At 41.2% G+C, this 25,854-nt stretch carries 18 protein-coding genes and 1 pseudogene; 6 read left to right on the top strand and 13 right to left on the bottom strand.

Going from position 1 to position 25,854, the window contains the following annotated elements; translation table 11 throughout:
- Positions 1-15: 15 nt before the first annotated feature.
- The 4 genes from Bovatus_RS13825 to Bovatus_RS13840 all read left to right on the top strand — a co-directional run bounded on the left by Bovatus_RS13825 (position 16) and on the right by Bovatus_RS13840 (position 6,229).
- The gene (locus Bovatus_RS13825) at positions 16-2,325 is read left to right on the top strand and encodes a tetratricopeptide repeat protein (protein WP_052587836.1); all 2,310 of its coding nucleotides are present in this window, start codon (positions 16-18) and stop codon (positions 2,323-2,325) included.
- Between the two features lie 32 nt (positions 2,326-2,357).
- Positions 2,358-3,497, top strand: a complete 1,140-nt coding sequence (locus Bovatus_RS13830) for a toll/interleukin-1 receptor domain-containing protein (protein WP_004296408.1) — start codon at positions 2,358-2,360, stop codon at positions 3,495-3,497.
- 245 nt (positions 3,498-3,742) lie between these two features.
- On the top strand, positions 3,743-4,426 hold the full coding sequence (locus tag Bovatus_RS13835; RefSeq protein WP_004323130.1) for an energy transducer TonB: 684 nt from the start codon (positions 3,743-3,745) through the stop codon (positions 4,424-4,426).
- Positions 4,427-4,567: 141 nt separating this feature from the next.
- On the top strand, positions 4,568-6,229 hold the full coding sequence (locus Bovatus_RS13840) for an IS1182-like element ISBf3 family transposase (protein ID WP_004296258.1): 1,662 nt from the start codon (positions 4,568-4,570) through the stop codon (positions 6,227-6,229).
- A gap of 87 nt (positions 6,230-6,316) precedes the next feature.
- On the opposite strand, the gene Bovatus_RS13845 is transcribed toward Bovatus_RS13840, so the two are convergent.
- From Bovatus_RS13845 to pckA, 7 genes and pseudogenes are all read right to left on the bottom strand, one after another.
- The gene (locus tag Bovatus_RS13845) at positions 6,317-6,841 is read right to left on the bottom strand and encodes a chromate transporter (RefSeq protein ID WP_004296410.1); all 525 of its coding nucleotides are present in this window, start codon (positions 6,839-6,841) and stop codon (positions 6,317-6,319) included.
- The gene (locus Bovatus_RS13850) at positions 6,838-7,395 is read right to left on the bottom strand and encodes a chromate transporter (RefSeq protein ID WP_004296411.1); all 558 of its coding nucleotides are present in this window, start codon (positions 7,393-7,395) and stop codon (positions 6,838-6,840) included. The genes Bovatus_RS13845 and Bovatus_RS13850 overlap by 4 nt, the downstream gene beginning before the upstream one ends.
- A 31-nt stretch (positions 7,396-7,426) precedes the next feature.
- Complete coding sequence (locus Bovatus_RS13855; RefSeq protein WP_004296412.1) at positions 7,427-9,916, bottom strand: glycosyl hydrolase family 95 catalytic domain-containing protein; 2,490 nt, start codon at positions 9,914-9,916, stop codon at positions 7,427-7,429.
- 117 nt (positions 9,917-10,033) lie between these two features.
- Complete coding sequence (locus tag Bovatus_RS13860) at positions 10,034-11,221, bottom strand: MutS-related protein (RefSeq protein WP_105096243.1); 1,188 nt, start codon at positions 11,219-11,221, stop codon at positions 10,034-10,036.
- A 14-nt stretch (positions 11,222-11,235) separates the two neighbouring features.
- The gene (locus tag Bovatus_RS13865) at positions 11,236-12,429 is read right to left on the bottom strand and encodes an ISAs1-like element ISBaov2 family transposase (protein WP_004296414.1); all 1,194 of its coding nucleotides are present in this window, start codon (positions 12,427-12,429) and stop codon (positions 11,236-11,238) included.
- 145 nt (positions 12,430-12,574) lie between these two features.
- Positions 12,575-12,706, bottom strand: a pseudogene (locus Bovatus_RS25250) (MutS-related protein); the annotation flags it as partial.
- 149 nt (positions 12,707-12,855) lie between these two features.
- Positions 12,856-14,463 (bottom strand): phosphoenolpyruvate carboxykinase (ATP), encoded by a 1,608-nt coding sequence (gene pckA / locus Bovatus_RS13870; protein ID WP_004296417.1) that lies wholly within the window; start codon positions 14,461-14,463, stop codon positions 12,856-12,858.
- Between the two features lie 280 nt (positions 14,464-14,743).
- Between pckA and upp the strand changes: the two genes are divergently transcribed.
- On the top strand, positions 14,744-15,397 hold the full coding sequence (gene upp / locus Bovatus_RS13875; protein WP_004296418.1) for a uracil phosphoribosyltransferase: 654 nt from the start codon (positions 14,744-14,746) through the stop codon (positions 15,395-15,397).
- Between the two features lie 4 nt (positions 15,398-15,401).
- Here upp and Bovatus_RS13880 read toward each other — a convergent pair whose 3' ends face one another.
- The 4 genes from Bovatus_RS13880 to Bovatus_RS13895 form a co-directional block, all read right to left on the bottom strand.
- Complete coding sequence (locus Bovatus_RS13880; RefSeq protein WP_004323125.1) at positions 15,402-16,277, bottom strand: helix-turn-helix domain-containing protein; 876 nt, start codon at positions 16,275-16,277, stop codon at positions 15,402-15,404.
- Between the two features lie 38 nt (positions 16,278-16,315).
- A complete protein-coding gene (locus Bovatus_RS13885) occupies positions 16,316-17,953 on the bottom strand; it encodes an efflux MFS transporter permease (RefSeq protein WP_004323124.1) in 1,638 nt (545 codons plus the stop codon).
- 66 nt (positions 17,954-18,019) lie between these two features.
- Complete coding sequence (locus Bovatus_RS13890; RefSeq protein ID WP_004296422.1) at positions 18,020-19,111, bottom strand: HlyD family secretion protein; 1,092 nt, start codon at positions 19,109-19,111, stop codon at positions 18,020-18,022.
- Between the two features lie 22 nt (positions 19,112-19,133).
- On the bottom strand, positions 19,134-20,465 hold the full coding sequence (locus Bovatus_RS13895; protein WP_004296423.1) for a TolC family protein: 1,332 nt from the start codon (positions 20,463-20,465) through the stop codon (positions 19,134-19,136).
- A 391-nt stretch (positions 20,466-20,856) separates the two neighbouring features.
- Here Bovatus_RS13895 and Bovatus_RS13900 point away from each other — a divergent pair, with 391 nt between their 5' ends.
- Positions 20,857-21,453: a hypothetical protein gene (locus tag Bovatus_RS13900; RefSeq protein ID WP_004296425.1), complete on the top strand. Its 597-nt coding sequence runs from the start codon at positions 20,857-20,859 to the stop codon at positions 21,451-21,453.
- A gap of 218 nt (positions 21,454-21,671) precedes the next feature.
- Here Bovatus_RS13900 and Bovatus_RS13905 read toward each other — a convergent pair whose 3' ends face one another.
- On the bottom strand, positions 21,672-24,185 hold the full coding sequence (locus Bovatus_RS13905) for a YfhO family protein (protein ID WP_004296426.1): 2,514 nt from the start codon (positions 24,183-24,185) through the stop codon (positions 21,672-21,674).
- Between the two features lie 151 nt (positions 24,186-24,336).
- Positions 24,337-25,755 (bottom strand): adenosylhomocysteinase, encoded by a 1,419-nt coding sequence (ahcY, locus tag Bovatus_RS13910; RefSeq protein ID WP_004302401.1) that lies wholly within the window; start codon positions 25,753-25,755, stop codon positions 24,337-24,339.
- Positions 25,756-25,854 lie beyond the last annotated feature (99 nt).

Below are 25,854 nucleotides of genomic sequence, written 5' to 3' on the forward strand. Positions count from 1 at the left end.
TTTAATGAAAATGACATGAGTAGATTACGTTTGATAACAGTATTCCTTTTTGCCGTCTTCATGGTATTGGGAGTTACAGCACAGGTTCATACCCAGAAGGGGGTAGTCCGTAAGATAACCCGTTCGGTTTCAGATCCTTTCATTCCGGTGCAGGGTGTACAAGTTGTTGTGTCGGGGCAAGCTAATAAGGCAAGCGATAAGAACGGACGATTTTCGTTGGAGGTGAAGGTCACGGATAAGGCCGGTAGTTATACACTGACAGCCGTGCGTATGCCACAAGGTTCCAAGTATATGTTGGCTTCGCCATCGAAAGGTAAACGACTATTTGTATCTGCCAATGACTTGGAAGTCTCGTTGATAACACCAGAAGAAAAGGAGACGGAGTATAAGAAGCAATATGAATTACTGAAAGAAAAGTATGAAGAGCAGTCGTTATCTTTACGTAAACTACGCAATGAACTGAATAAGCGTCTTGGAGAATTGAACGAGTCGGATGTGCATTATGCACGTCTGAAAGTGGAGTGTGACAGCATCCGCAAACTTTATCTTGACTACATCAACAATGAGGATAAGATAGATGAGGTTATCAAGGAATTAGCTGAAGAGCTGGCATTGACCGATTATCAGAGCTTGGACTCTTTGGAACTGAAAATCTATGAACTGAAAAAAAACGGAGAATGGAAGGCACTTAACGACTTGATACGCGAGTCTATGCCTGGTGGAGCCGAGGAAGCCTGGAAGGTGATTGAACAACAGCAACGGAATGCGGATGCAAAAGTAGAACAAGCCAAGCTTGAATTAGCTAGAGGACTGTCAGAACAACAACGATTGATACAACAACGCAGTCAATGGTTTGGGAAAATGGAGACTGCTATCGAATCATTCAAGATGCAGCATTTGAATGATTCGGTTTCGCATTATTATGAGATTCTCACGAAAGCAGCTCCAACAAATTGCAAATATTTGAATACTGCAGGAATGTTTGAAGATCAATACATGGCTGATTACAGTCGGGCTATGAATTATTTTTTATCCGCATTGGGCATTGCAAAAAATGATTTGGACAAAGCTGATAGTTATAATAATATGGGAGGGATATATCAAGTACAAGGCGATATTTCCAAAGCCAAAGAATATTATGAGAAAGCTTTGAATATCAGGTTGTCTGTTTATGGGGAGAATGATTCTGGGGTAGCTGTCTATTATAATAATATGGGAGGGATATATCAAGTACAAGGTGATATTTCCAGAGCTAAAGAGTATTATGAGAAAGCCTTGAATATCAGCTTGTCTGTTAATGGCGAGAATGATCTTGGTGTAGCTGTCTGTTACAGTAATATAGGAGGGATATATCAGGATCAGGGTGACTATGTCAACGCCTTGACATATTATAAAAAGGCTTTAGAAATCCAATTGTCTTATGGAGAAATATCACCTGACGTCTCTACCACTTATAATAATATAGGAAATCTATATTCTGACCAGGGAAATAAAAGCAAAGCCTTGGAATATTATGAAAAAAGCTTGAAAATAGACTTATCATTATATAGAGAGGACCATCCTCAAGTAGCTACCCAATATTATAATATAGGACAGGTATATTATTCTCAAAAAAACTACGATAAGGCTCTGGAATATAATGAAAAAGCTTTGGAAGGATTGTTAGTCAATGGTGTGAATCTCCCTTTGGCTGCATCAGCCTATTATAATATAGGAGTGATATATTATAATCGAAAATATTATGCAAAGTCGTTGCTGTTTTTAGAGAAATCATTGGCAATCGATCGAAAAATATTAGACGAAAATGATTGTTCCATTCGGCAAACATTACAGCTGATAAGTGATGCTACTAAGCGTCAGACTCAACAGATCAGTGATCAAATTACCTTCTATAATGGTGCGGGTGAAATATATTATGAGAAAGGTGACTATTCTAAAGCTTTGGAGTGTTTTAAAGAGGCTTTGAATGTTGAATTATCTGTTTACGGAGAGAATAATCCGACTATAGCTGCCAGTTATAATAGGATTGGGAAAATGTACTTTTATCAAAAAGAGTATCCTGAAGCCTTGATATATTTTGAAAAAGCATTGAAAATCTGGTTACCTGTTTATGACAAAAATTATCTTGATGTAGCTGGATGCTATGGCAATATAGGGATGATGTATGCATTTTTAGGTAATAATTCTAAAGCATTGATGTTCCTCGAAAAAGCGTTAGCTATATACAGGAGCACTTTGGGTGAAGAAGATAATTCGACGAAGGAGACTTTGGAATGGATTAAATATGTTACTTCTCTTCAGGCCAAGCAATCCTTTGTACAGTAATAAATGTTGGTCCTATATAAGAAAGAGGAAAAATGGCACACAATTTTTTTGCTTTTATTAGCTATCGTCATACGGACATTAAGGCGGCGAAGCGATTACAGTTTTTATTAGAATCGTACAATTTGCCGACAATGATTCAGAAAATGAAGCCGGAGGCACCTAAACGGTTTAAAGTCTTTCGTGATGCTGATGAACTGACGAGTGGTGTACTTAGTGACGAACTGCATCATAAATTGGACGAATCGAAATATCTGATTGTCATTTGTTCGCCGAATTCGGCACAATCGAAATATGTAGGGGAGGAGATTGCCTACTTCCGCTCGAAGGGACGCGAAAGAGAGATTATACCTTTTATCATTGACGGTATTCCTCATTCCAAAGATCGGGAATGTTTTCATGCTCAACTGACGTTAGGCGGATTGGAACTTTTGGGGATTGATGTGCAGGCGGAAAATTCAAGATTCCATGCGATACGTTTCCATCAAGCATTTATCCGTCTTGTGGCAAGAATGCTTGATGTGGACTTTGGCGTATTATGGAACCGTCGAAAGCATTTTCTCGTTAAGCTGGTCGCTTTGATGATTGTTGTCCTTTCCATTATCATCGGACTGGCAGTGAACGCAATTCATTCACGTCCTTTCGATTTAGCAGTGCAATTATCACAAACACCTTGCAAGGCTCTCCCACTTAGTGCCGATGAAACAGACAGTCTGTATCTGTTTCTAGGTGAAAATGATCTACGCACAGTGGTTCTAAAAGATTTGGATAATGCTGTTTTGTTTCCCAACATTCCGGGAAAGTATAAAGGACAGAATATGAGAATTGTTGCAAAGGCTTATGGTTGCTATGTGTTGGACACAATCGTATCTATTACTTCAAAGATAGCATTGCCTATTCAACGGAATCCTGAAACGTTTGGGCATATTCGATACTGTATTGTAGATAATGAAACGGAAAAGCAACTCATAGGTGTAACATTCGACTTTGGCTTTCTGAAAGTGAAAACGAACGATGAAGGTATACTCGATGTACTCATTCCAATAGACCGGCAGCAGGTGTCTTATCCGGTGAAAATTGATTATAACGGAATCTCTATGCATCTGACCTATTCTGGAGATTCATTGCAGGCGTCCGGTCATACTGGTCTTAGTACAATTTATGTTCAATATTGAGATATGAAAAATAGTGGTATAGAAACGTTTACTCATACTAAACTCACTGGAGCCGAATTATTCATAAATTTTATCCAAAAGAAGAGAAAAGAATAAAATAAACAAGAGACGTCGTAACAACCTATCCATAAAAAGATTATATTTATTGCAGCGAGAGAGCACTTTAAGTAATGCTTAAGAGGAAAAACGAAAAGTAGTATATATACTATATATTTTCTATTATTAATTACTTAAACACATTTTTTATGGAAGCCAAGAAATCAAAAAAGGCTGCAATTGAGAATCAACGGGGTTCTTGGTTGTTGATGGGTTTGGTTGTTGCGCTAGCCTTCATGTTCGTTTCGTTCGAATGGACACAACATGATGTCAGGATTGCAGCACTATCGCCAGATGATGAATCCATCTTTGTAACAGAGCTAGTTCCAATCACATTCCCTGAAGAGAAACTGGAACCGCCTCCTCCTCCCGAAACTAAGGTAACAGAATTGTTCGAAATAGTGGAAAACAATATGGAGGTGACGGATAACGTTTCTACAGTGTCAGAGGATATGAATGCAGTTCATGATGTTATTTGGATACCCCCAGTGGTAGAAACAGAAACGGTAGTTGAAGACGTTATTCATGTAAGTGTTGAAGTCATGCCGGAGTTTATTGGAGGTACAGCTGCTTTAATGAAATATTTAAGTAGTAATATCAAATATCCAACGATTTCGCAGGAAACTGGTTCACAAGGAAAAGTCATTGTTCAGTTTGTTGTAGACAAAGACGGAACGATTTCCAATCCTGAAGTTGTGCGAGGGGTTGATCCTTATTTGGATAAAGAAGCTATCCGCGTGATAAGTTCTATGCCGAAATGGACTCCCGGAGTGCAGAATGGTAAGAAAGTTCGAGTGAAATTTACTGTACCGGTATCATTCAGACTACAGTAGTAACTTGGAATAAATGAGTATGAGGAGGTTGTGTCAAAACGCTGACACAGCCTTTTTTTATGCGCAAAGCCCAGACTTTCTCAAGCCCGGGCTTTGTTATTACCCAAAGTTTTCGTATCTTTAGGTATAAAGTTTTTCGTTATGGCAAAGTTACATTTTCGTCCTTACATTCCCAACCAAACCGTTCTTTTTCCACAAAGAATTGATGAAAACATAGCTGCGACCGACCCGGTCCGCATCGTGAATGCTGTTATTGACAATCTCAATCTTGAGAGTTTCAAGAAGCTTTATAAGGAAACGGGCCGTTGTCCTTATCATCCTAAAATGATGCTTAAGGTGATAATCTACGCCTACATGAATAATATCTATTCTTGCCGTAAAATAGAGAAGCACCTCCTTCGTGACATTCATTATATTTGGCTTGCCGGTAATGAGCATCCGGATTTTATCACGATCAACCGTTTTCGTAACCGTGTAAAGGAGGAAATAAATAATGTATTTACCCAGTTGGTTCTTGTCCTTGCCGATAAAGGTTTCATCAGCCTTGATGTGGAGTATATCGACGGCACCAAGATTGAATCCAAAGCCAACAAATATACTTTTGTCTGGCGCAAGACAGTCGAACGGAACCGTACGAGACTAATGGATAAAATCCGTATTCTCTTGGAACAGGTGGATGAAGCCATTGCACAGGAGAACTCTATAAAAGACACATCCGTGGAGTTTACTCCCTGCAGGCTCTCTGACATAGTGGATGAACTTAAAGAAGCCCTGGAACGCCAGCCTGCAACAAAGGATAAGGAAGAAAAGAAAGCCCTGCGCAAAAAGAAGAAGCAGGTCATGGAACTTGAAGGGTATCGTGACAAGCTGATAGAATACGACAATCACCTTGATACCCTTGGAGAACGTAACTCCTATTCCAAGACCGATCCTGGTGCCACATTCATGCGCATGAAAGAAGATGCCATGAAGAACGGGCAGACCAAACCCGGATATAATCTGCAAATAGGTACTGAAAACCAATTCATCACAGACTTCCGTCTGTTTCCCAACCCTACCGATACACTGACCCTCATACCTTTTTTCCACTCTTTCCAGTACCGCTATAACCGTTTACCGAATATCTGTGTGGCAGACTCCGGTTACGGTTCGGAAGAAAATTACCGGTTCATGCAGGAGAATGGGATAGAAGCCTTCATCAAGTACAATTACTTCCATAAAGAACAGCGTCCTCGTTATACTCCCAACCCGTTCCATGCCGAAAGTCTCCATTACAATGCCCAAGAGGATTATTACGTTTGTCCTATGGGACAGCACATGAACCGTATAGGAACCAAACGTGACAAGACAGCGAGCGGATACATCATCGAAAGTGCCCGGTATAAAGCAAAAAGATGCGAAGGTTGCCCTTTGCGTGGCAGTTGTTTTAAAGCTCGGGGGAACCGTATTATAGAAGTCAACCACCGATTAAATCAATACAAACGGCAGGCACGGGAAAGGTTGCTCTCAGAAGAAGGTATCAAGCATAGAGGCAGGAGGTGTATAGAACCAGAGGCTGTGTTTGGACAAATGAAATACAACATGGCATACAGAAGATTCCGGCATGTGGGAGAAGACAAGGTTACAATGGACTTTGCTTTCTTTGCTATAGCCTTTAATATCAAAAAAATGTGTGCTAAACTGATAAAAGAAGGAAAGGGGCTCATTACAGTTGCCAAATATATGTTTATGGGACTATTTATAACCCGATATAATTGGAATATAGCAACTTGTTGCCAAATGCATGAGGAAAAAGCAGCATAGCCAAAAGAAAATATAGCAGAACTGTAAAATATAAAAGAGGTTGTGCCAACGTTTTGACACAACCTCCTCTTTTTCCCATAAGTATTACTAATACAACAGTAATCCTACCACACCCGCCAGACAAATCAACAGAATAGGATGAAGATTCCATTTCCATGTAACCAAAAAGGCGGCTGCGAAAATACCGATACTTTTATAGTCTATAAAATTCTCTCTATTCATCATAAGTAATGCAGCCGAAGCAATCAGCGCGACCGACATAGGAAGCAGTCCAGACATAGCCGCTTTAATATACTTATTATCCTTACACTTCGCAAAGAAATAAGAAATGAGCAACACCAAAATAAAAGAAGGCAAGCAAACGGCTACAGTGGCCAACACAGCTCCCCAAACACTTTGTGTTACCGCATAACCTACGTAAGTAGCACTATTTATGCCAATCGGTCCCGGAGTCATCTGCGAAATTGCGACCACATCCGTAAACTGTTGAGGAGTCAGCCAATGATGAAGATCCACTATTTCATGTTGAATCAGGGAAAGCATTGCATATCCACCCCCAAAACCGAACATACCTATTTTAAGATACACCCAAAGTAATTGCCAATATATCATACCTGTTTATTCGCTATTTTTTCTTTCAACCATAATGTATATACCAATCCCCCTATAATTCCGGCCACCACAATATAAATAGGTGATAAGCCGAACTGCCAGATCAACACGGTAGCTATGGCAGGAGCAACCAACTGAAAATACTTCAGTTTCAAAGCTCTAACAGCAGAAATGCAAGGAAACAGAATCAATGCTACCACGGCAGGACGTATTCCATTAAAGATACGAATCATCACTTCATTATCCTGAAACTGTGCAAAAAACATGGCTATCAGCATCATGATAACGAAAGAGGGAAGAATCGTAGCCAATGCACACACCAGGCTACCACCCACCTTATACAACTTATATCCTACAAAAATAGAAATATTCACAGCAAACACACCCGGAAGCGACTGCGTCAAAGCAAACATCTCCATAAATTCTTCCTTATTCATCCATTGCTTGTTAACAATCTCCCGTTCAATCAACGGAATCATGGCATAACCGCCACCAATAGTAAACATTCCAATCTTCGCAAATGTCACGAATAATTTTAAATACTCCAGTACCATCCTTTCTTTCTAATTTTCCGACATTTTGTGTTTATTTTTTAATGAGCCCTTTAGTTGCATCATATCCAATCTGATAACTGCGTCCTTTCACAGTTTTAAAGGAGATAGTCTGATCCGCATACTTTATGACACAGTCGCCTCCTGCATTAGAGCGTACAACAGCTTCTTTCAATTGATGATTCTCCCAGATCACATCCACCTCAAAATTTCCTTTTGCACAAATACCACTGATAGAACCGTCTTTCCATGCATCCGGCAAAGCCGGTAATAATTGAATAAAGCCCATGTGACTTTGGAGCAGCATTTCGGTGATTCCCGCTGTCCCACCAAAGTTCCCATCAATTTGGAAAGGCGGATGCGTATCCCACAAATTATCCATGGTTCCGTTCTTCAATAAATTGCCGAATAAAGTATAAGCATGATTACCATCCTGCAAACGCGCCCACTGATTCAACTTCCAACCCATACTCCAACCGGTAGCACCATCACCACGATGCACCAATACCACTTTAGCAGCTTTCGCCAGTTCGGGAGTAGTGACGGGAGAAACAGTATGTCCCGGATGCAGGCCGAACAAATGATTCACATGACGATGTTCATCTTTCGGATCATCAATATCCACCGACCATTCCATCAACTGACCATAACGACCTATTTGATAGGGAACGAGATTGGCAAGCACATGCTCCCATTGCTTACGTCCTTTCTTATCTACACCCAACACTTTGCTTGCTTCAATCGCATCCATCAGAATTTCACGCACTACGGCATGCACAAAAGTAGCTCCCTGATCGATAGGACCATGCTCGGGCGAAGTGGACGGAGCAGCCGTATAGGTTCCATCCGGCTTATGCCACAGGTAATCGACTGCAAAATCCGCACTACTCTTAATTAGTTCATAGCCGGTTTCTTTCAGAAATTTCAAGTCTCTTGTATAGTCGTAATACTCCCATATATGAGTAGCCAGCCAGGGACCTGCCATCGGATTGAAGTTCCACGACATATCCCGACTTTCCAACGGAGTGGTAAAGCCGAAAATATTGCCGGAGATAGATGCCGTCCATCCTCTTGCTCCGAAATAAGCTTGTGCAGTCTTCTCCCCCGGTTTCACCAGTGTACGGATAAAGTCAATCAACGGAAGCACGCACTCATTCAAGTTGGTAGAACAAGCAGGCCAATAATTCATCTGGATATTGATGTTATTATGATAATCCACACGCCACGGTCCATCGACATTATTGTGCCAAATCCCCTGTAGATTAGCAGGCATATTGCCCGGACGGGAACTGGCAATCAGAAGATAACGTCCAAATTGATAATACAACTCTCCCAGATAATAATCCGGCTGTCCTTTCCGATAATTTTTCAGACGTTGGGAAGTAGGCAGATTCACTCCTTTCACCGCTGGGTTCAGATTCAGCCGAACCCGGTTGAACAGAGTAGCATAATCATTATAATGTTGATTGAATAAAGCTGTATATCCCTGCGCCACTGCATTATTCATCCACTGCTTTGTCGTTTCTTCGGGATTAACGCCTATATATGTTTTCGGATCTTTGAAATCCGGATCAAAGTTAATCTTATAGTCAGTGTCCGCTGTGATATAAAATACAACTTCGTCTGCATCCTTCACTGTCAACTTTCCATCTGCATTAGACAGTGTTCCTCCTTTTGTTTCTGCCTGGATGCACACAACATACTTCATTCCATTATTATCCAAAGAAGCTGTGTAAACCAGTCCTTTATTTCCATCAGAAACCATGCTGCCGGTAGACAGGGGATTGGGCGCATAACTGAAAACCAGATTTTGTTTCCCCGATTGATCCGCGCTGAAACGTACCACCATTACATTGGCGGGGTAAGAGATAAAAAAATTGCGTTGATAAGCCACACGATCCTTTTTGAATTGTACGACTGCCATAGCCGAATCCAAAGAAAGAATGCGCTTATAATCGCTCATTCCTATCATATTCAGTCCGGTTTCTACATAAAACTCTCCCATTGTAGTAAAGCTACCGAAACGGAAAGGATTTTCTCCGTCAGCTTCATACGAAACTTCACTATTGAAGTTCTGTCGCGTTAGCATTTCAGCCTTTTTCTGATCTCCCTCTGTAAATGCTTTGCGTATTTCATCTAAAAGATGGGCCGATTGTTTATTGACATTCCAATAATAGTCCACACCTTTCGCTGTGTTCGGACCACCGCGCCAAAGCGTTTTTTCATTGAAAGTGATACGTTCGGCTTCTACCGATCCCATAATATTTGCGCCGAGGCTACCGTTACCAATAGGCAATGACTGTGACTCCCAACTGGCATCCAGATTATGTCCGCTTCCTGCTGTTACCGGTTTATTTTCATCTTTCCACAAATCCGGTCTTCCGCCATACCAGGCAGCATATCCCTGCAAAGTATTCGGAGTATCAAACCAGATGGAAAGTCCTTGAGTATAATCTGTTTCTCCCGCATAAAGCCCGGAGGTAAGGAATAGGGAACTAATAAGAAGGAAATAAAAATTCTTCATGGTCGTCGCGTCGTTATTTAAGATTAATAACCCATTTATAGTCTGTACAAAAGTAGTCAAAATATATATCTAATAAAAATAAAACAGAATCTCAACAACCTCTATAATGAGGTAAAATTACATCAAACCATCCGACAGTATTTTTTTCACGACCCAATACCCGACTCTGGCCTCTGAAATCCCTGACAACAACCGATGAGGACAGACAAACGCATCATCAATAATTTCTGCTTCCATATAATAAAAGCAACAGGAAGAATCCTTTTCAAAGGCTTTCGCATATTCCAAAATATGTGTCGATATCAAGAAATGACAATGAGAGAAGCTTTTCAGTAATTCATTGACGGCAACGGAGGCTTGAAACGCATCTTTAGCATTCGTCCCGCGAAACATCTCATCTAATACCACCAAACAGCGTTTTCCGGTCACAGCTTTTTGCATCACTTCTTTAATACGGAGTACTTCCGCCATAAAATGACTTCGTCCGTCCCGCAAAGAATCCGGCAGATTAATAGAGGTATAAATCCCCTCGTAAAGAGGACAAATCATTGATTTCACAGGAACAGGCAAACCGCAATGTGCCAACCAGACAGCCAAGGTCAATGCCTTTAAAGTTGTTGACTTTCCCGCCATATTAGAGCCTGTAAAAATGCATATATTTCCCCGGGACATCTGCCAACGGTTTGGCTGCGCATCTTTCACAAAAGGATGAACGACTCCCTCCACCGAGAAGTCCATTGTCGGTACCATTACCGGCATACAACAGAAGCTCTTCTCTTTTGCCACCCGGTGAGCTGTACGGCAAACATCAAGTAGATATATAACAGACAGAAGTTCCTTCAAAGATAACAACCGAGTACACCGGAACAGATAATCGAATTTGTCTATGACAAAGTTAGATAGTCGTTTTTCCTCATCAGAGGTCTGCTCCAATACTTCCTCCAATTCACTTCCATGGAGAATATTATCAATCATAGCAGCAGATTCTTTCATGAGTTGCGGGGCGTCCTGTGGTAGTTCTGTCGCCCATTCCTTCAGACAATGCAAGAGATGAACCACTAATTTCACCCCTCTGCAGATCACATAACGGGTCGAATCATATCGCACCAGACGGTCGATAACAGTAGCACATGAAAGTAAAATATGAGCTTCCCGTATCTGGTCACGATAAGCCAAGTAATACTCAATAAAATCCAGCTCTTCTTCATTCAAAAGAAGTTCGGGCAAAGCATCCCAGACAATAGCCTCCTGTCTTTTACGGATTTCCCCCAAATCACTTAGCGGATACATAATCCAGTTCAACATCCAGGGAAAACGCATTATAAATCATGTAAAATAAGTTCCCATAAGAATTCATTATCCCACCCTGCTATTAATCTTTTTCTATTGATTGGTATCTCTCTTTTGTTGTTTCTTAATGTAGCCAATGCAATTTTCGCCAGTACGGAGAAGTTTAATGCTGATATATTTCTTCTTCTGGTATTATCTTCATGGAAATTGACATCTAGCTGCCAATGTAGATTATTCTCAATTTCCCAGTGTTCTCTACTATTTTTAAGTATCTTCTGCGCATCAGGTTCCAAGGAAGATATAAAACATCTTTTTTCCACTGTAGTGCCTTTGTTTGTATTTCTGGTATTCTCTATATATCCGAAAGACTGTATATTTTTCCACTTCTTTCTAATATCTGCTCCCAGAAAACCAGGATCGTTGCAGCAATAGCAGATTCTCGACTCATTCCTGCCATGTCCTTCTTCATGCGTCTCATATTTGTCAAATCGTACTGTTGTACCTTTTGATACAATACTTTCTGTTACTGACAGTACTATTTCCTTTAATTTCGGTTGATTATCTTTCACTATAAAAATGTAGTCACCTTCTCCCTTTATGACTTTCTCTGCAATTGTACGCTGGCATCCTAAAGCGTCAATTGTAATAATACAATCTTTTATACACAACATATCTAATAATTCAGGAATGACAACTATCTCATTTTCCTTTTCTTGTGTACATAACTGTCCAAGGGAGATTCCCAGTTCTGTTGCAAATGCACTGATGACATGCAATTTGTACTTTCCCGTATTCGAATCAGGAAGCACTCCTTGTTTACGATGACGCTTGTCCTGTTCGGATTCATAGGCTCCTCGTATGGTTTTACCATCAATGGCTATATGCCCCGAATAACATTTGAGAATGCTTTGGACCCATTGCCTATAAGATTCTTCAAATTTTAAAGGATCTAATGCCGAGAAAAAGCGATTAAATGTATCATGGGAAGGGATACCATTAAAATTGGAAAGCTTGGCTGCAAAAAAAGATTCTTTACTTTTACCAAAGTCTTCTATTGAATTCCAAGTATCAGCGCCACATATAACAGCAGAAATTGCAATAAGAACAATGGTACTGGCCTGATGTTTTTTACAACGGTCTATCCGGTTATCTATCAATATTAATGAATCAGCAAATTCATGTAGGTTGCTGATCTCAATCTTTCTTTTAGTTTCTTGCTTCATTTTAATTGTGATTTATAATCACGTAAATGTACTCAAATAATATTGTAAATGAAAGATAAATATCTTATTAATAAGATGAAAAGACAATATTGGTGTAAGATAAATGTATAAAAGATTAAGGAAAGAGTATAATGCGTTTTCCCTGGTTCAACATCAGCGCTTTTCCTTCTTTTGTCTCTGTTTTGGAAAACAAAGAGAAAAGAAATTGCTCATTATTAGCAGTCTCTGTAATGCTTAGATCCGCATAGGTCTGTTTGTCAGTAGCTAGATATACCATAACCGCCTTTAAAGGTTAGTACTCCTGTTTTGGCAAATATAGGGAAAAGTTTTAAACAAACAGCATTTATTCTCATAGAAAGGCACAGGCATAAACAAAAAAGGCGGTTCGAAATCGAACCGCCTTCCATATTATATCTGATTCTCCAATTAGAGTTTCGGACCAGCAGCAACCAAAGCCTTACCAGCTTCGTTACCAGTAAATTTAGCGAAGTTCTTGATGAAACGTCCAGCCAAATCTTTAGCTTTTTCTTCCCATTGGCAAGCACATTCGTAAGTGTCGCGTGGGTCAAGGATCTTCGGATCAACACCCGGAAGTTCTGTAGGAACAACAAAGTCGAAGAAAGGAATAACCTTAGTAGGAGCTTTGTCAATAGAACCATCAAGGATAGCATCGATGATACCACGAGTATCTTTGATAGAGATACGTTTGCCGGAACCATTCCATCCAGTGTTAACCAAGTATGCTTTAGCACCAGTCATCTCCATCTTCTTAACCAGTTCTTCTGCATATTTAGTCGGATGCAATGACAAGAAAGCAGCACCGAAGCAAGCAGAGAATGTCGGAGTCGGTTCAGTGATACCACGTTCTGTACCAGCCAATTTAGCTGTAAATCCAGACAAGAAGTAGTATTGAGCCTGTGCCGGGTTCAAGATAGATACTGGAGGCAATACACCGAATGCATCAGCAGACAAGAAGATAACTTGTTTTGCGTGAGGACCTTTAGACACCGGTTTAACGATGTTTTCGATGTGATAGATAGGATAAGAAACACGAGTGTTTTCAGTCACGCTCTTATCTGTGAAATCAATCTTACCGTTAGCATCAACAGTTACGTTTTCAAGCAAAGCGTCACGTTTGATAGCATTGTAGATATCCGGTTCACTTTCTTTATCCAGGTTGATAACCTTAGCGTAGCAACCACCTTCGTAGTTGAATACACCTTCGTTATCCCATCCGTGTTCGTCGTCACCGATCAATTTACGTTTCGGGTCAGTAGACAAAGTAGTCTTACCTGTACCAGACAGACCGAAGAAGATAGCAGAGCTAGTTCCTTCCATATCGGTGTTAGCAGAGCAGTGCATAGAAGCGATACCACGAAGCGGGTTCATGTAGTTCATGATAGAGAACATACCTTTCTTCATTTCACCACCGTACCAAGTATTCAGGATTACTTGTTCTTTAGTCTTCAGGTTGAATACTGTAGCAGTTTCAGAGTTCAAGCCCAGTTCTTTGTAGTTGTCAACTTTTGCTTTAGAAGCATTGAAACATACGAAATCAGGTTCTCCGTAGTTAGCAAGTTCTTCAGCAGTCGGGCGGATGAACATGTTAGTTACGAAGTGAGCCTGCCAAGCTACTTCCATGATGAAACGTACTTTCATACGAGTAGCTTCGTTAGCACCACAGAAAGTATCAACAACGAACAAACGTTTGCCGGAAAGTTGTTTTACAGCTTTAGCTTTCAAGTCAGCCCAAGCTTCTTCAGTACATGGTTTGTTGTCGTTTTTGTAATCTTCAGAAGTCCACCATACAGAATCAGCAGAAGCTTCATTCTTAACGAAGAATTTATCTTTAGGAGAACGACCGGTATAGATACCTGTCATCACGTTCACAGCGCCTAATTCAGTTACTTGACCTTTTTCAAAGCCTTCCAGACTCGGTTTTGTTTCTTCAGCGAACAAAACATCATAAGACGGATTGTGCAAAATCTCGGTCACACCTGTGATGCCGTACTTGCTTAAATCTAAATTTGCCATTTTCTTTGAATTAATTAAAATTGGTATTTTGTTTTCTATCTCTTTTCACCTTAACATGGGGAGCTTTGGATAGCCCCTTGTAAATCCGGCTACAAAAGTAATACTTTCTTTGGAAAGGAAGAAGGTATTAGAGAAATTTTTCCCTAATTGAAACTCTTTTATAAATTCCTAACAATATCTGCAAACTGAATATTGCAATTTGAAAGATTATCGTTTACTTTGCAAGTCAGTATGCTAGCAATGCTGTGAAAATGAGATTAAAATCTGATTAAAAAATAATATGAAAGTAATTGATTTTGGCCAAACTAATTCGATTCTAAACCAGTACATATCCGAAATTAGAAATGTAGAAGTTCAGAACGACCGCCTGCGTTTCCGCCGTAACATCGAACGGATCGGAGAAATCATGGCTTATGAAATGAGTAAAGAGTTTAAATACTCGGTAAAGAACATCCAGACACCACTGGGAATCGCTCCGGTCAGTACACCGGACAACAATTTAGTAATCAGTACGATCCTGCGTGCTGGTCTGCCTTTCCATCAAGGTTTCCTTAGCTATTTCGACGGGGCGGAGAATGCGTTTGTTTCCGCTTACCGCAAATATAAAGATACGCTAAAATTCGATATACATATAGAATATATCGCTTCTCCCCGCATTGATGACAAAACGCTGATTATCACCGACCCTATGCTGGCAACAGGAGGGAGTATGGAACTTAGTTACCAGGCAATGCTGACCAAAGGACACCCTGCCGAAATTCATGTTGCTTCGATTATCGCCAGCCAAAAGGCTATCGATCATATAAAGAATGTATTTCCTGAAGACAAGACAACAATCTGGTGCGCAGCCATCGATCCCGAACTCAACGAACATTCTTACATTGTTCCGGGACTGGGCGATGCAGGCGATCTTGCCTATGGTGAAAAAGAATAAACGTTTAAAGATTCTTCCGATATTGCTGCGGTGAAACCCCAACCTGCTTCTTAAAGAACGTACCGAAATAAGAAGCATTGGGGAAGCCGAAGGCATTTGAAATCTCCTGAATATCTTTCTGCGTATTTTTAAGCAATGAGATGCTCTTACGAATGATAGCTTTGAATACAAGTTCCTGCACGGTATATCCGCAGATACTCTTAGAAACGGCAGAAAGATATTTAGGAGACAAACACAATTTATCCGCATAAAACTCAACACCCCGTTCCTGCATATAATATTTTTCGATTAACTGGATCAAGTGAATAAAGACTTCGTTTTTGCGTCCTCCCACTTCCCGCCCGTCATTGACGAGTTTGCGATTATAAATAGAACAAATCCTGTACGTCAATGCAAGTAGAAGTAATTTCTGCTCATAAAGTTTAAATGAATTTTCTTCCGACTGTAACACATTGTCCAATAAGGACATATACTTTACGATCTCTTCTTCCTCACCAGTAGACCATACACAAGAAGGTTCTTCGGGAGTAAGGCGGGAATACATATACATGGAAACAACCAGATTCCCCATAATATCCCGGATCGGTTCTATCTGATAAATCAAAATCCGCACCTCCATGTCTTCCGACTCTTGCAAAACCTGAAACTCGCCGTCTTCGGGAATAAACAAACTTTCGCCTGCTCCTGCGAAATGCTTTTTCTGATTAAGCGAAAACTGGAAATTACCCTGGTGGCAAATAATCAGCCCCAGTCCTTTCATTTGAAAAGGTTTCTTCAGTGAGGGTGGAAAATTTACAAATATCCCTTCGGAGCTACATATATTTTTCCCACTTAACAAATCGCGTTCAAACTGCAATAAACGATCTTGTCCGCTATCCATCATACTAATATATTAACAGATCATTATCAAAAACGACGCTAAGTTAGCAATTTTCGTTTAGGATAAGGAACAACGAGCACAAATATCATACAAATTAACCCACCATAAATTGTCCATCCCGCCATCTCTTTGAGTGCAGAGAGCGTGGCCTGCACCTGAATACGCCCTTTGGTAGATATAGCAGCCATGTTACGGGCTTCCGTCTCACTCTTACCCTGATATTTCATACCTTGTACCGTACCAAGGAAGGAAGTGGAAGCATCCGGATTAAGCAGGTCCACATTTTGCGCATAACGGGTTATATAGTGTTGTTGCCGCTCCTGCAAAACATTTGTATAAATTGCTCCGCCAATACTCGGTCCCACAACCATACGCACAGTAAGCATAATACAGATCCAGGTGGAAAGATATTTAAAAGGCATACGTTGATTGGCATAAGCAGCCGTCAGCGCATACAGAATCATCATGCCTGTAGCACGGATGATAACTGCATATTTCAGACGCTCGTAAACTCCTGCTGTCTGTACCTCGAAATACATGAAAACAGCTGATAAAGACAGGAAGAAGAATCCCATCGCAAACAGATACTTAAAATGTAATCCTTTACCTCCCAACACCATAGCAACCACGGCACCAATAGCATAACCTACCATACACCAATTACCTAATGAAGCATTTTGCAGATTATCGAGATGCATCCCCACTCCTGCAAACACATTGACAAACATAGCACTGGAGTTTATCACCATCAATAATAAATAAAGTAATGCTCCCATACGTATAGTACGCAGTTTGAACGCATCCAGCAAAACATAAGGCGACCGGCGCGTTACGTCCATATATAGAAAAATTCCCGCAAACAGAATACTTACAGCTGTCGCCCAACGGATAGATTCGTCATCATACCAGTCGAGTACTTTTCCATAAACCAGCACATACGTGAGACAAGTCAGCGAGATGCAAAATGCAGTGACATTGCCGAACTTACGGAAATTAATAGGAAACCTTCCGGGAAACTTATAATTCGGCATGGTAATAAACAAGAGCAAAATAGAGATCAGGAGAATCCCCATCATAAAGTAATACACATATTTCCACTCATATTCAAAGGACAGCCAAGCCGTCAATGCTGTGCCCGACTGTCCCAGAATCATAAAAAACAGATAAACAGCCGGCTGACTCACACATCTTTCAATGTCCAATTTATTCCAACCGACAGTATCTTTCGGCTCCAACCCCGGAGTAATATTGCGGGTAGCTTCCATTCCACCCGCATACCAAATGAGTGTGAACAGATTGACCATCATCAGTACCATACGCAAGAAACCCGTCAGAAGACTACAAAGCGCCAACAGAAAAACGCTGTCTGTCTTTGCACAGATATAACTGAATATATACATGAACGCAAACCCGACAATACACATCATCTTCTCCCGCCGTACACACACCAACTGATATAGGAAAGGAGCAAAGGCTGCCATACCAATAGAAGTAACAAAGTTGGCAAACTGGATATGCTCGGATATTATGCCAAGCCCGCTCATCATTTCGGTGCTATTCACCGAATAAACCCCGCCTACCGTAAGAATCGGCAGAAAGAAAAATAACAGAATGATAATACCCAACGGCTTGGGCATCCAACCATAGAAAGGATAATTTTTAGGATAAGAGGGCATCGGACTAATTAAAAATATAAATTAAAAATTATAAGGCACTGTATATAGACAGAAGAGGCGGAGGGATTAGAGTCTGGCTTTCACTACTACCATCATGCCTGCTGCTAACCGTTCGTTATCTTCTTTCGATAAATCGGTGAAATCGATTCGTACGGGAATACGTTGCTGAATCTTCACAAAATTACCTGCCGAATTATCCGTCGGCACTAATGAATATTTAGACCCGGTAGCTCCTGATATAGAGGTGACTTTGCCTTTAAACTCTTTATCGCTAATGGCATCTACTGTGACAAATACTTCCTGTCCGATATGCAGGTTCTCGATTTGTGTCTCCTTATAATTGGCAACGATCCATTTCTGGGTATCAGGAAGAATATAGGTGATGGTCTGCCCTGCCGAAATAAACTGTCCTTCCTCTAATGAACGACGGCCGAGTTTTCCGTCACAAGGAGCTATTACAACCGTATAGGAAAGATTCAACCGGGCCATTTCGAGCGCAGCTGTTGCTCTTTGAATAGCCGCTTCGGTATTCATGCGACGGTAGGACACTTCATCTACACCGGAAAGAGCTGCTTTTTTCTGCCTTTTCGTAGCTTCCAGCTTCTTACGCGTAGCTTCATAATCAGTGACAATCTGTTCAAGTTGGATAGGAGTAGCCGCATTTCGTTTCACGAGGTTCTCATATCGTTTCCGGTCTTTTTCCAGTTTCGCCAACCGTACTTCAATCTCGGCAATAGACGCATCGTAAACAGATGCTGTTGTCTGCGTGGTATTGAGTGTAGCATTGATGACGGTCGCACCGGCTTGCGCATCCTTCAAGGCAGCTTCAGCCTCCATTACGCGAATTTTATATTCACGATCATCCAGTACCAGCAAAGTATCTCCTTTATGTACCTCCTGATGTTCTGTAAAGTAGATTTTGTCAATGTAACCTGAAGCACGTAGATTGATAGGAGACACATATTGTTCTATTTGTGCATCGTTACTAGTCTCCGTCTGGCTATAATTCAAAAAAAGGCAGATCACTTCAATCACTCCCCAAACAATAATAGCCACTCCGAAAAGGCTGATAGCAATCTGCCAGCGACGAAGTTTCTTCATTTTTTTTGCTTTCTCCTGATGAGTAGCGGAAGGAAGGTTATTTTCCATTGTTTCCATATTTATGATTGTTATTTGCGTATTATTTGACTAATGATTCTATTTGTCCGGTTAGTTTAAGCAGCATCAGGTTAGTCACCCGATAGTTATAATGTGCGCTGATATAGTTGTTTTGAGCTTCGCTCATCTGCATTTCATCTTGCAGCACTTCCGTCATAGAAGCAATGCCTTCCCGGTAACGGTCGGAAGTGACTGCGTACACATCTTCGGCAAGCAAGTAGTTATCCTTCTGTTTCTTAAAGTTACGCTGATTGTTCATCAGGTCGTTCACAGCATTCAGATATTGAGTTTGCAGATTCTTCCGGGCATCTTCCCATGCCAGCCTTTTGTTCTCTATATCGATCATCGCCTTCTTTATTTTATAGGTTTTATCCAGTCCGTCGAAAATCGGAATACGCAAGGTTAGCCCCACTCCATAGGAACGAAACCATTGATTGGACGGACCGGAGTGGAACCAATGATAACCTTTATCCGTATATGCGGCATATCGCCAGCTGCCTGTCAGACTAAGAGAAGGGATATATCCATTAGTAATGATCTTCTTTTGTCGTTCCGCCAGTTGCACTTGCGATTGTGAGAGTTGAAGTTCATAGATATTTTCCGACAAGCCGGTCAGGGCTACCGTAGTAATGCTATCGGTATTTACCGGTGTCAGCGCGATTTCCTTTTCAGCCGGATAATCCATAATGTATTTCAGCATATTCAATTGCTGTTTCATCATTGCTTGTGCATTGTCATATTGCACCTTCAGATTTTCCAAATTGATATTGACTCTTTTCAGATCGACTTCCATAGACATTCCATTATCGAAGAAAGCCTGTGTAATATCTCTCAATTCTTCCAGACGGGTGATATTTGCTTTTATCAGCATGATTTGTTCGGCCGTGACCTGTCCGAGATAATACATCTTACTGATTTGAAGAATAACATCTTCCCTGGCTTTTCCATAAGACAGACGACTGATTTCTTCCATCACTTTAGCTATGGACATAGAAGTATAAAGAGTCTGATTGAAAAGCGGCATCTGCATTTCCAGTCCTGCATTAGCAGAATGTTGCAATGTTTTCGTTATATTATAGGGAACTCCGTAAGATGAACCGTCTGTGACTGACACCGGAGGATCAAAATTGTTATTATAACCGGCTATCGCATTAATTTGCGGCAGCAACTTCGAACGGTTTTCAGATACGCCATATTTACTTTTTTGTATTTCTTTACGTTTCCCTTCTAACGACAAGTTATTGTCAATACCAATGCGGAGGCAATCCTCTAATGTCAGAATCTCTACCTCCTGTGTTTTTCCGTTTAACACGAACAAGAAAAAAAAGGAAAAAATGAATAGTAGTCTTTTCATAATATATGCTCTATTATTGGCTACAAATTTAGCAGCTTATAGCATAATGAGACTATCCACAAACTATTTGTTTATATTCATATTTTCCTTTTTCAATGGGTAAATGAATGGACAGTCACTCTCATAGATAAAAACAAGAATCCTCTTTCAACCTATCACCTATATTATCAAACCCTTTATTCATCGTATATTCAGTATGGTAATAGGTTACTGTTGTAGTTTCAAGGCGGGGAACCTTCCTCCATCCTAAAGCATAATAGCATAAACCCATCGGACGAAGAAAAGTCAGGCATTTGATAGACAAATCTCCACCCTTAGTCGATTTTATTTTTATCTGCTCCAGTATCTACTTAGCTTTGAGATATTAAAACAAATAAAAGCAGTAAGAGAAATGAGAAAAAACATGAAATTGATAGGATTGGCAGTCAGCTTAACATGTTGTGCAGGTTTTATAAATGCACAAGAAGCCTATGAGCCGCAAGAAAGGCAGCAACAAGAAAAGCATCTTCCACGCAAAGTTCTGAATCCAGAGAAGGTAGCAATCCAGATGACAGAGCAAATGAATAAGTTGCTCCAACTGACAGATAAACAATATAAGAAAATATATAAGCTGAACCTGAAAGAGCAAAAAGCATTTTTCAAGGCTATGCAAAATTCGGATGACTATCGCCCACCAATGGGAGAAGGTCCCGGTATGCGGGGAGGACGTCCGCCAATGGGTGGAGGCCAACCGCCAATGATGGGAGAAGGTGGTTTCCCGGGCAGAATGGGAGGTGGTCCGATGATGAACAGAGATACCAATTCTGCCGACTCACAAAAGAAAGCCGCAGAAACCAAAGAAAAGAAAATAAAAAAGATTCTGACAAAAGAACAGTATGAGAAATGGCAGGCCGAACAAAATTCCGCACGTAAAAAAGCTTCTCAAAGAAGAATGCACAAAGATAATCATCCTGACAAGGGTCCGGATTTTGAACAAAAAAATCTCTAAAACATCACACTTAATATGTTTCTATGAACAGCGTTTGTTTTTCATAATTTTTTAGTGAATGTAAAGTAGCGGCTCTCTTCGTGAGGAAGAGAGCCGCCCTTATTTGATATGAGTTTGAAAAGTCCCTAAAAAGAAAATCACCTTTACTGCACAATATGTTGCAGCAAAGGTGATTTTTATAAGATCAAGGCTTTTGAACGATCTCTATTACATTTCGCTTAAGACTTCTTCGCTATCTTGCTCCGCTGCGTCCACGCAAGAACCATAACTCCGATCAGCAACAAAGCCAGTGCTGCATAAGCAATACTTTCCGTGACGTGTATGCTTTGCGGATCAAACCACATCTCGATGGTATGTTCCCCTGCCGGCATATTTATCGCACGCAAGATATAGTCTGCACGGGCAATATCCACCGGCTGGCCATCGATATTCACCTGCCATCCCGGATAATATATTTCAGAGAAAACAACAACTCCGTCTTTAGGAGTGGAGGCCTTATAAACCAAACGATTTGGCTCGTAACTGGTTAACTGGATGGTAGATAGTGAATCTTTATATCCTTCTGTCACACCTTTCAGCTGTTCTTTAAACTTCACATCCACTACGGCTGTTTCCGTTGGAAGAATATCGTTCAAAGCATCTATTTCTTCATTTGCATTATTTACATACTGCACCTTATCTACGAACCATGCATTACCGTATGCATAAGGATTCATGACAGGAACAGCCTGCCCTTGCTCTCCGGCAGGGAAAATGAAGTATTTGGTATTCAGCATATTCAGTACACGGAATTTAGAAGCATCCACACTGTCCATCTGTCCACCGGCAGTAGCCACAGCCTGATAAGTTTCTTTCATTTCGGGCACGATGTGATGGTCTATCATTTCCTGATAGCGGCGAAGTTTCGCTGCATGATAGCCACCGACACTCTTATGCCAATATGCTGTATTGTTTTCATTAAATGTATTACCGGGGAAACCGATGAAGTTCAGTACACGATAATTCGGAGTCGTATCCTGAAGAATAATCTCATCCGCCTGTGTTTTCACGAATGCTTCTGACCGCTTCGACTTCGGCACGAACTGTTCGTCATTCAAATAGCGTTTATTGACACTCCACATATCTATCAGACACAAAAGTGCAATACCCGCCAGTGTAAAAGAGGCTTTCAACTTCCGCAGTTGATACAAGAATAAGAACAGGCAACCGATCACTATAATAAAGAAGCTGCGCCATGCATCCGAAGCAATAATGGCTTCGCGCATTTCAGTCAGATTGGCCACAAACGGAGCCAAATGTTCGGCAGGAAGTGCTTGTTTCAAAGCAGTCATCTCCTGTGTCGTTATAAAGCTGGAGAAGAAAGTGCCCGGGGCGACAGCTAAAATGAGTGCCACACCGGCAGTTAGTACCAACGCAGCAATCACTCCTCTGCAGTTCTTTTCCTGTTTCAGCATATCCGGTTTACTCAAAATCTCTTTCAAGGCAAAAATCGCCAACAAAGGTATTGTAAATTCAGCTATTACCAGAATAGAAGATACAGCGCGGAACTTATTATACATCGGGACATAATCGATAAAGAAGTCCGTCAGCCCCATGAAATTCTTTCCCCATGAAAGCAGAATCGAGAAGATAGTAGCTCCCAGCAGCGCCCATTTAAGAGGACCTTTCACTATAAAGCACCCCAATACAAAGAGGAACATCACAAATGCCCCCACATATACCGGACCGGCTGTCCACGGCTGCTCACCGAAATATTGAGGTAACTGTGAGTAAATACCGTTATACATTGGATTGGCCTTTGCCATAGCAGCTTCGCTCTGTGACATCGTAGATCCTGATCCTCCCCCCTTTACATTCGGAACCAGCAACGTCAACGTTTCACCGATACCATAACTCCAGTTGGTTATATAATCACGATCCAATCCGCTACTAGTCTGACTGGCAGCAGCTCCCTCCTGCTTCAATTCGCTCTTGCCGCGCATCGTCTCCTTACTATATTCATACGTATGATACAGATTGGAAATATTGATGCAGACTCCTACCACGGCAGCCAGTGCTAAAACCCCGCTAGCCTTGAAGAAATGAGGCAATTCTTTCTTTTTGTAAGCATCTTCAAAGTAAGCTCCTACAAAAAACAGGATCACAAACATGAAATAATAGCTCATCTGAATGTGATTCGACTGAATCTGAAGGGCGATGAACAGGGCCGTAACGATTCCGCCCAACAGGTATTTCTTCCGGTAAGCCAGAACGACACCTGCAATCGTAGGTGGTATATAAGCCAATGTCACAAACTTCCAAATATGCCCTGCCGGTATCAGAATGAAGAAATAGGAAGAGAATGCCCATATCACTCCGCCTAATCCTGCCAGCCAGGCCGATATTCCAAACGCCCGCAAGAGGATATAGAATCCCAGCATCATGATAAAAGTCAGCACTACATAATCCGGGAGAAAGAGGCGATAAACCTTCTCCACCCCTTTCAGGGACGTTGTCGAGTCGTAACTCGGAGACATCTGATAAGTAGGCATACCTCCAAAAATCGAGTTTGTCCAGCGCGTACGTTCTCCGGTACGCTCGAGATACTCTTTCGATTCTTGTCCTGCACCGACTCCGGCAGCCGTGTCATGCTGAAACAAGATACGACCTTCGATATCAGCCGGAAAAAAATAGGCGAAAGAAAGAATGATAAAAGCCAGAATGGCTATTAAGTCAGGAAGAAACTTTTTCATTTACGATGACACGATTTACTATTTACGATTGAAGTTTGAATATAAAAATAAATACGACCGGACAATCTAACATTTACAATTGATAACAGTGGAATATCGATCTCCCTTATTTATCAATCGTAAATGGTAAATCGTCTAATCGTAAATCAAATTAGTATCTATAATGATCTGCTTTATAAGGTCCATCCACCGATACACCAATATAAGCGGCCTGTTCGGGAGTCAGCTTAGTCAGTTTCACACCGATCTTTTCAAGATGCAGGCGAGCCACTTCCTCGTCCAGATGCTTCGGCAAGCGATATACATTGATATCATATTTCTTGTTGAACAGTTCTATCTGCGCCAATGTCTGATTGGTAAATGAATTACTCATCACGAATGACGGGTGTCCTGTTGCACATCCCAGATTTACCAGACGACCGTCGGCCAACAAGATAATGCTATGTCCATCCGGGAAATAATAACGGTCTACTTGTGGTTTGATGTTCACACATTTGATGCCCGGATAATGTTTCAAAGCATCTACCTGAATTTCATTATCGAAATGGCCGATGTTGCAAACGATAGCCTGGTCTTTCATTTTCTCCATGTGGTCGATACGGATAATATCGATATTACCTGTCGTAGTCACAAAGATGTTACCTTCCAGACAAGCCTCTTCCATCGTCACTACTTCGAAACCTTCCATTGCAGCCTGCAGTGCACAGATCGGGTCTACCTCCGTCACGAGCACCCGCGCTCCATAAGAACGCATGGAGTGAGAACAGCCTTTACCCACATCACCATAACCGCATACCACTACTACTTTTCCGGCAATCATCACATCTGTTGCACGCTTGATTCCGTCGGCCAACGATTCGCGGCAACCGTACAGATTATCAAACTTAGATTTCGTTACCGAGTCGTTTACATTGAATGCCGGGAACAGCAATTTGCCTTCTTCCTGCATCTGATACAAACGGTGTACGCCTGTCGTAGTCTCTTCAGATACGCCACGCACTTCTTCCGCTACGCGATGCCAGCGAGTACTGTCTTCTGCCAACACTTTCTTCAAGATAGCATTCAGTTCTATTTCATCCTCCGCGTGTACTTCCTTATCCAATACGGCAGCATTATTTTCAGCATCATAACCCACGTGGATCATCATTGTCGCGTCACCACCATCATCTACAATCACATTCGGTCCCTTGCCGCCGTCAAAGCTCAATGCCTGCAACGTGCACCACCAATAATCGGCAAGAGTCTCGCCCTTCCATGCAAATACCGGTACACCGGCAGCAGCTATCGCAGCAGCAGCATGATCCTGCGTTGAATATATATTACAAGAGCACCAACGTACTTCAGCTCCTAAAGCCACTAATGTTTCAATCAGCACAGCCGTTTGAATGGTCATGTGCAACGACCCCATAATGCGGGCACCTTTTAACGGTTTGGATTCTCCATACTTTTCGCGAAGAGCCATCAGGCCGGGCATTTCTTTTTCTGCCAAATCGATTTCCTTGCGTCCGAAATCAGCAAGTGTAATATCTGCCACCTTATAGGGCAGAGTAGAGAATAATTCTGTAGACATATTGTAAATCATTTATATATAATGGATGCAAAGATAGAACATTCTGATTAGTAGGGCAAAAGCTATCCGTTTTTTTTATATTATAATAACTAGGGAGGC

This window comes from Bacteroides ovatus (assembly GCF_001314995.1).
Lineage (GTDB): Bacteria > Bacteroidota > Bacteroidia > Bacteroidales > Bacteroidaceae > Bacteroides > Bacteroides ovatus.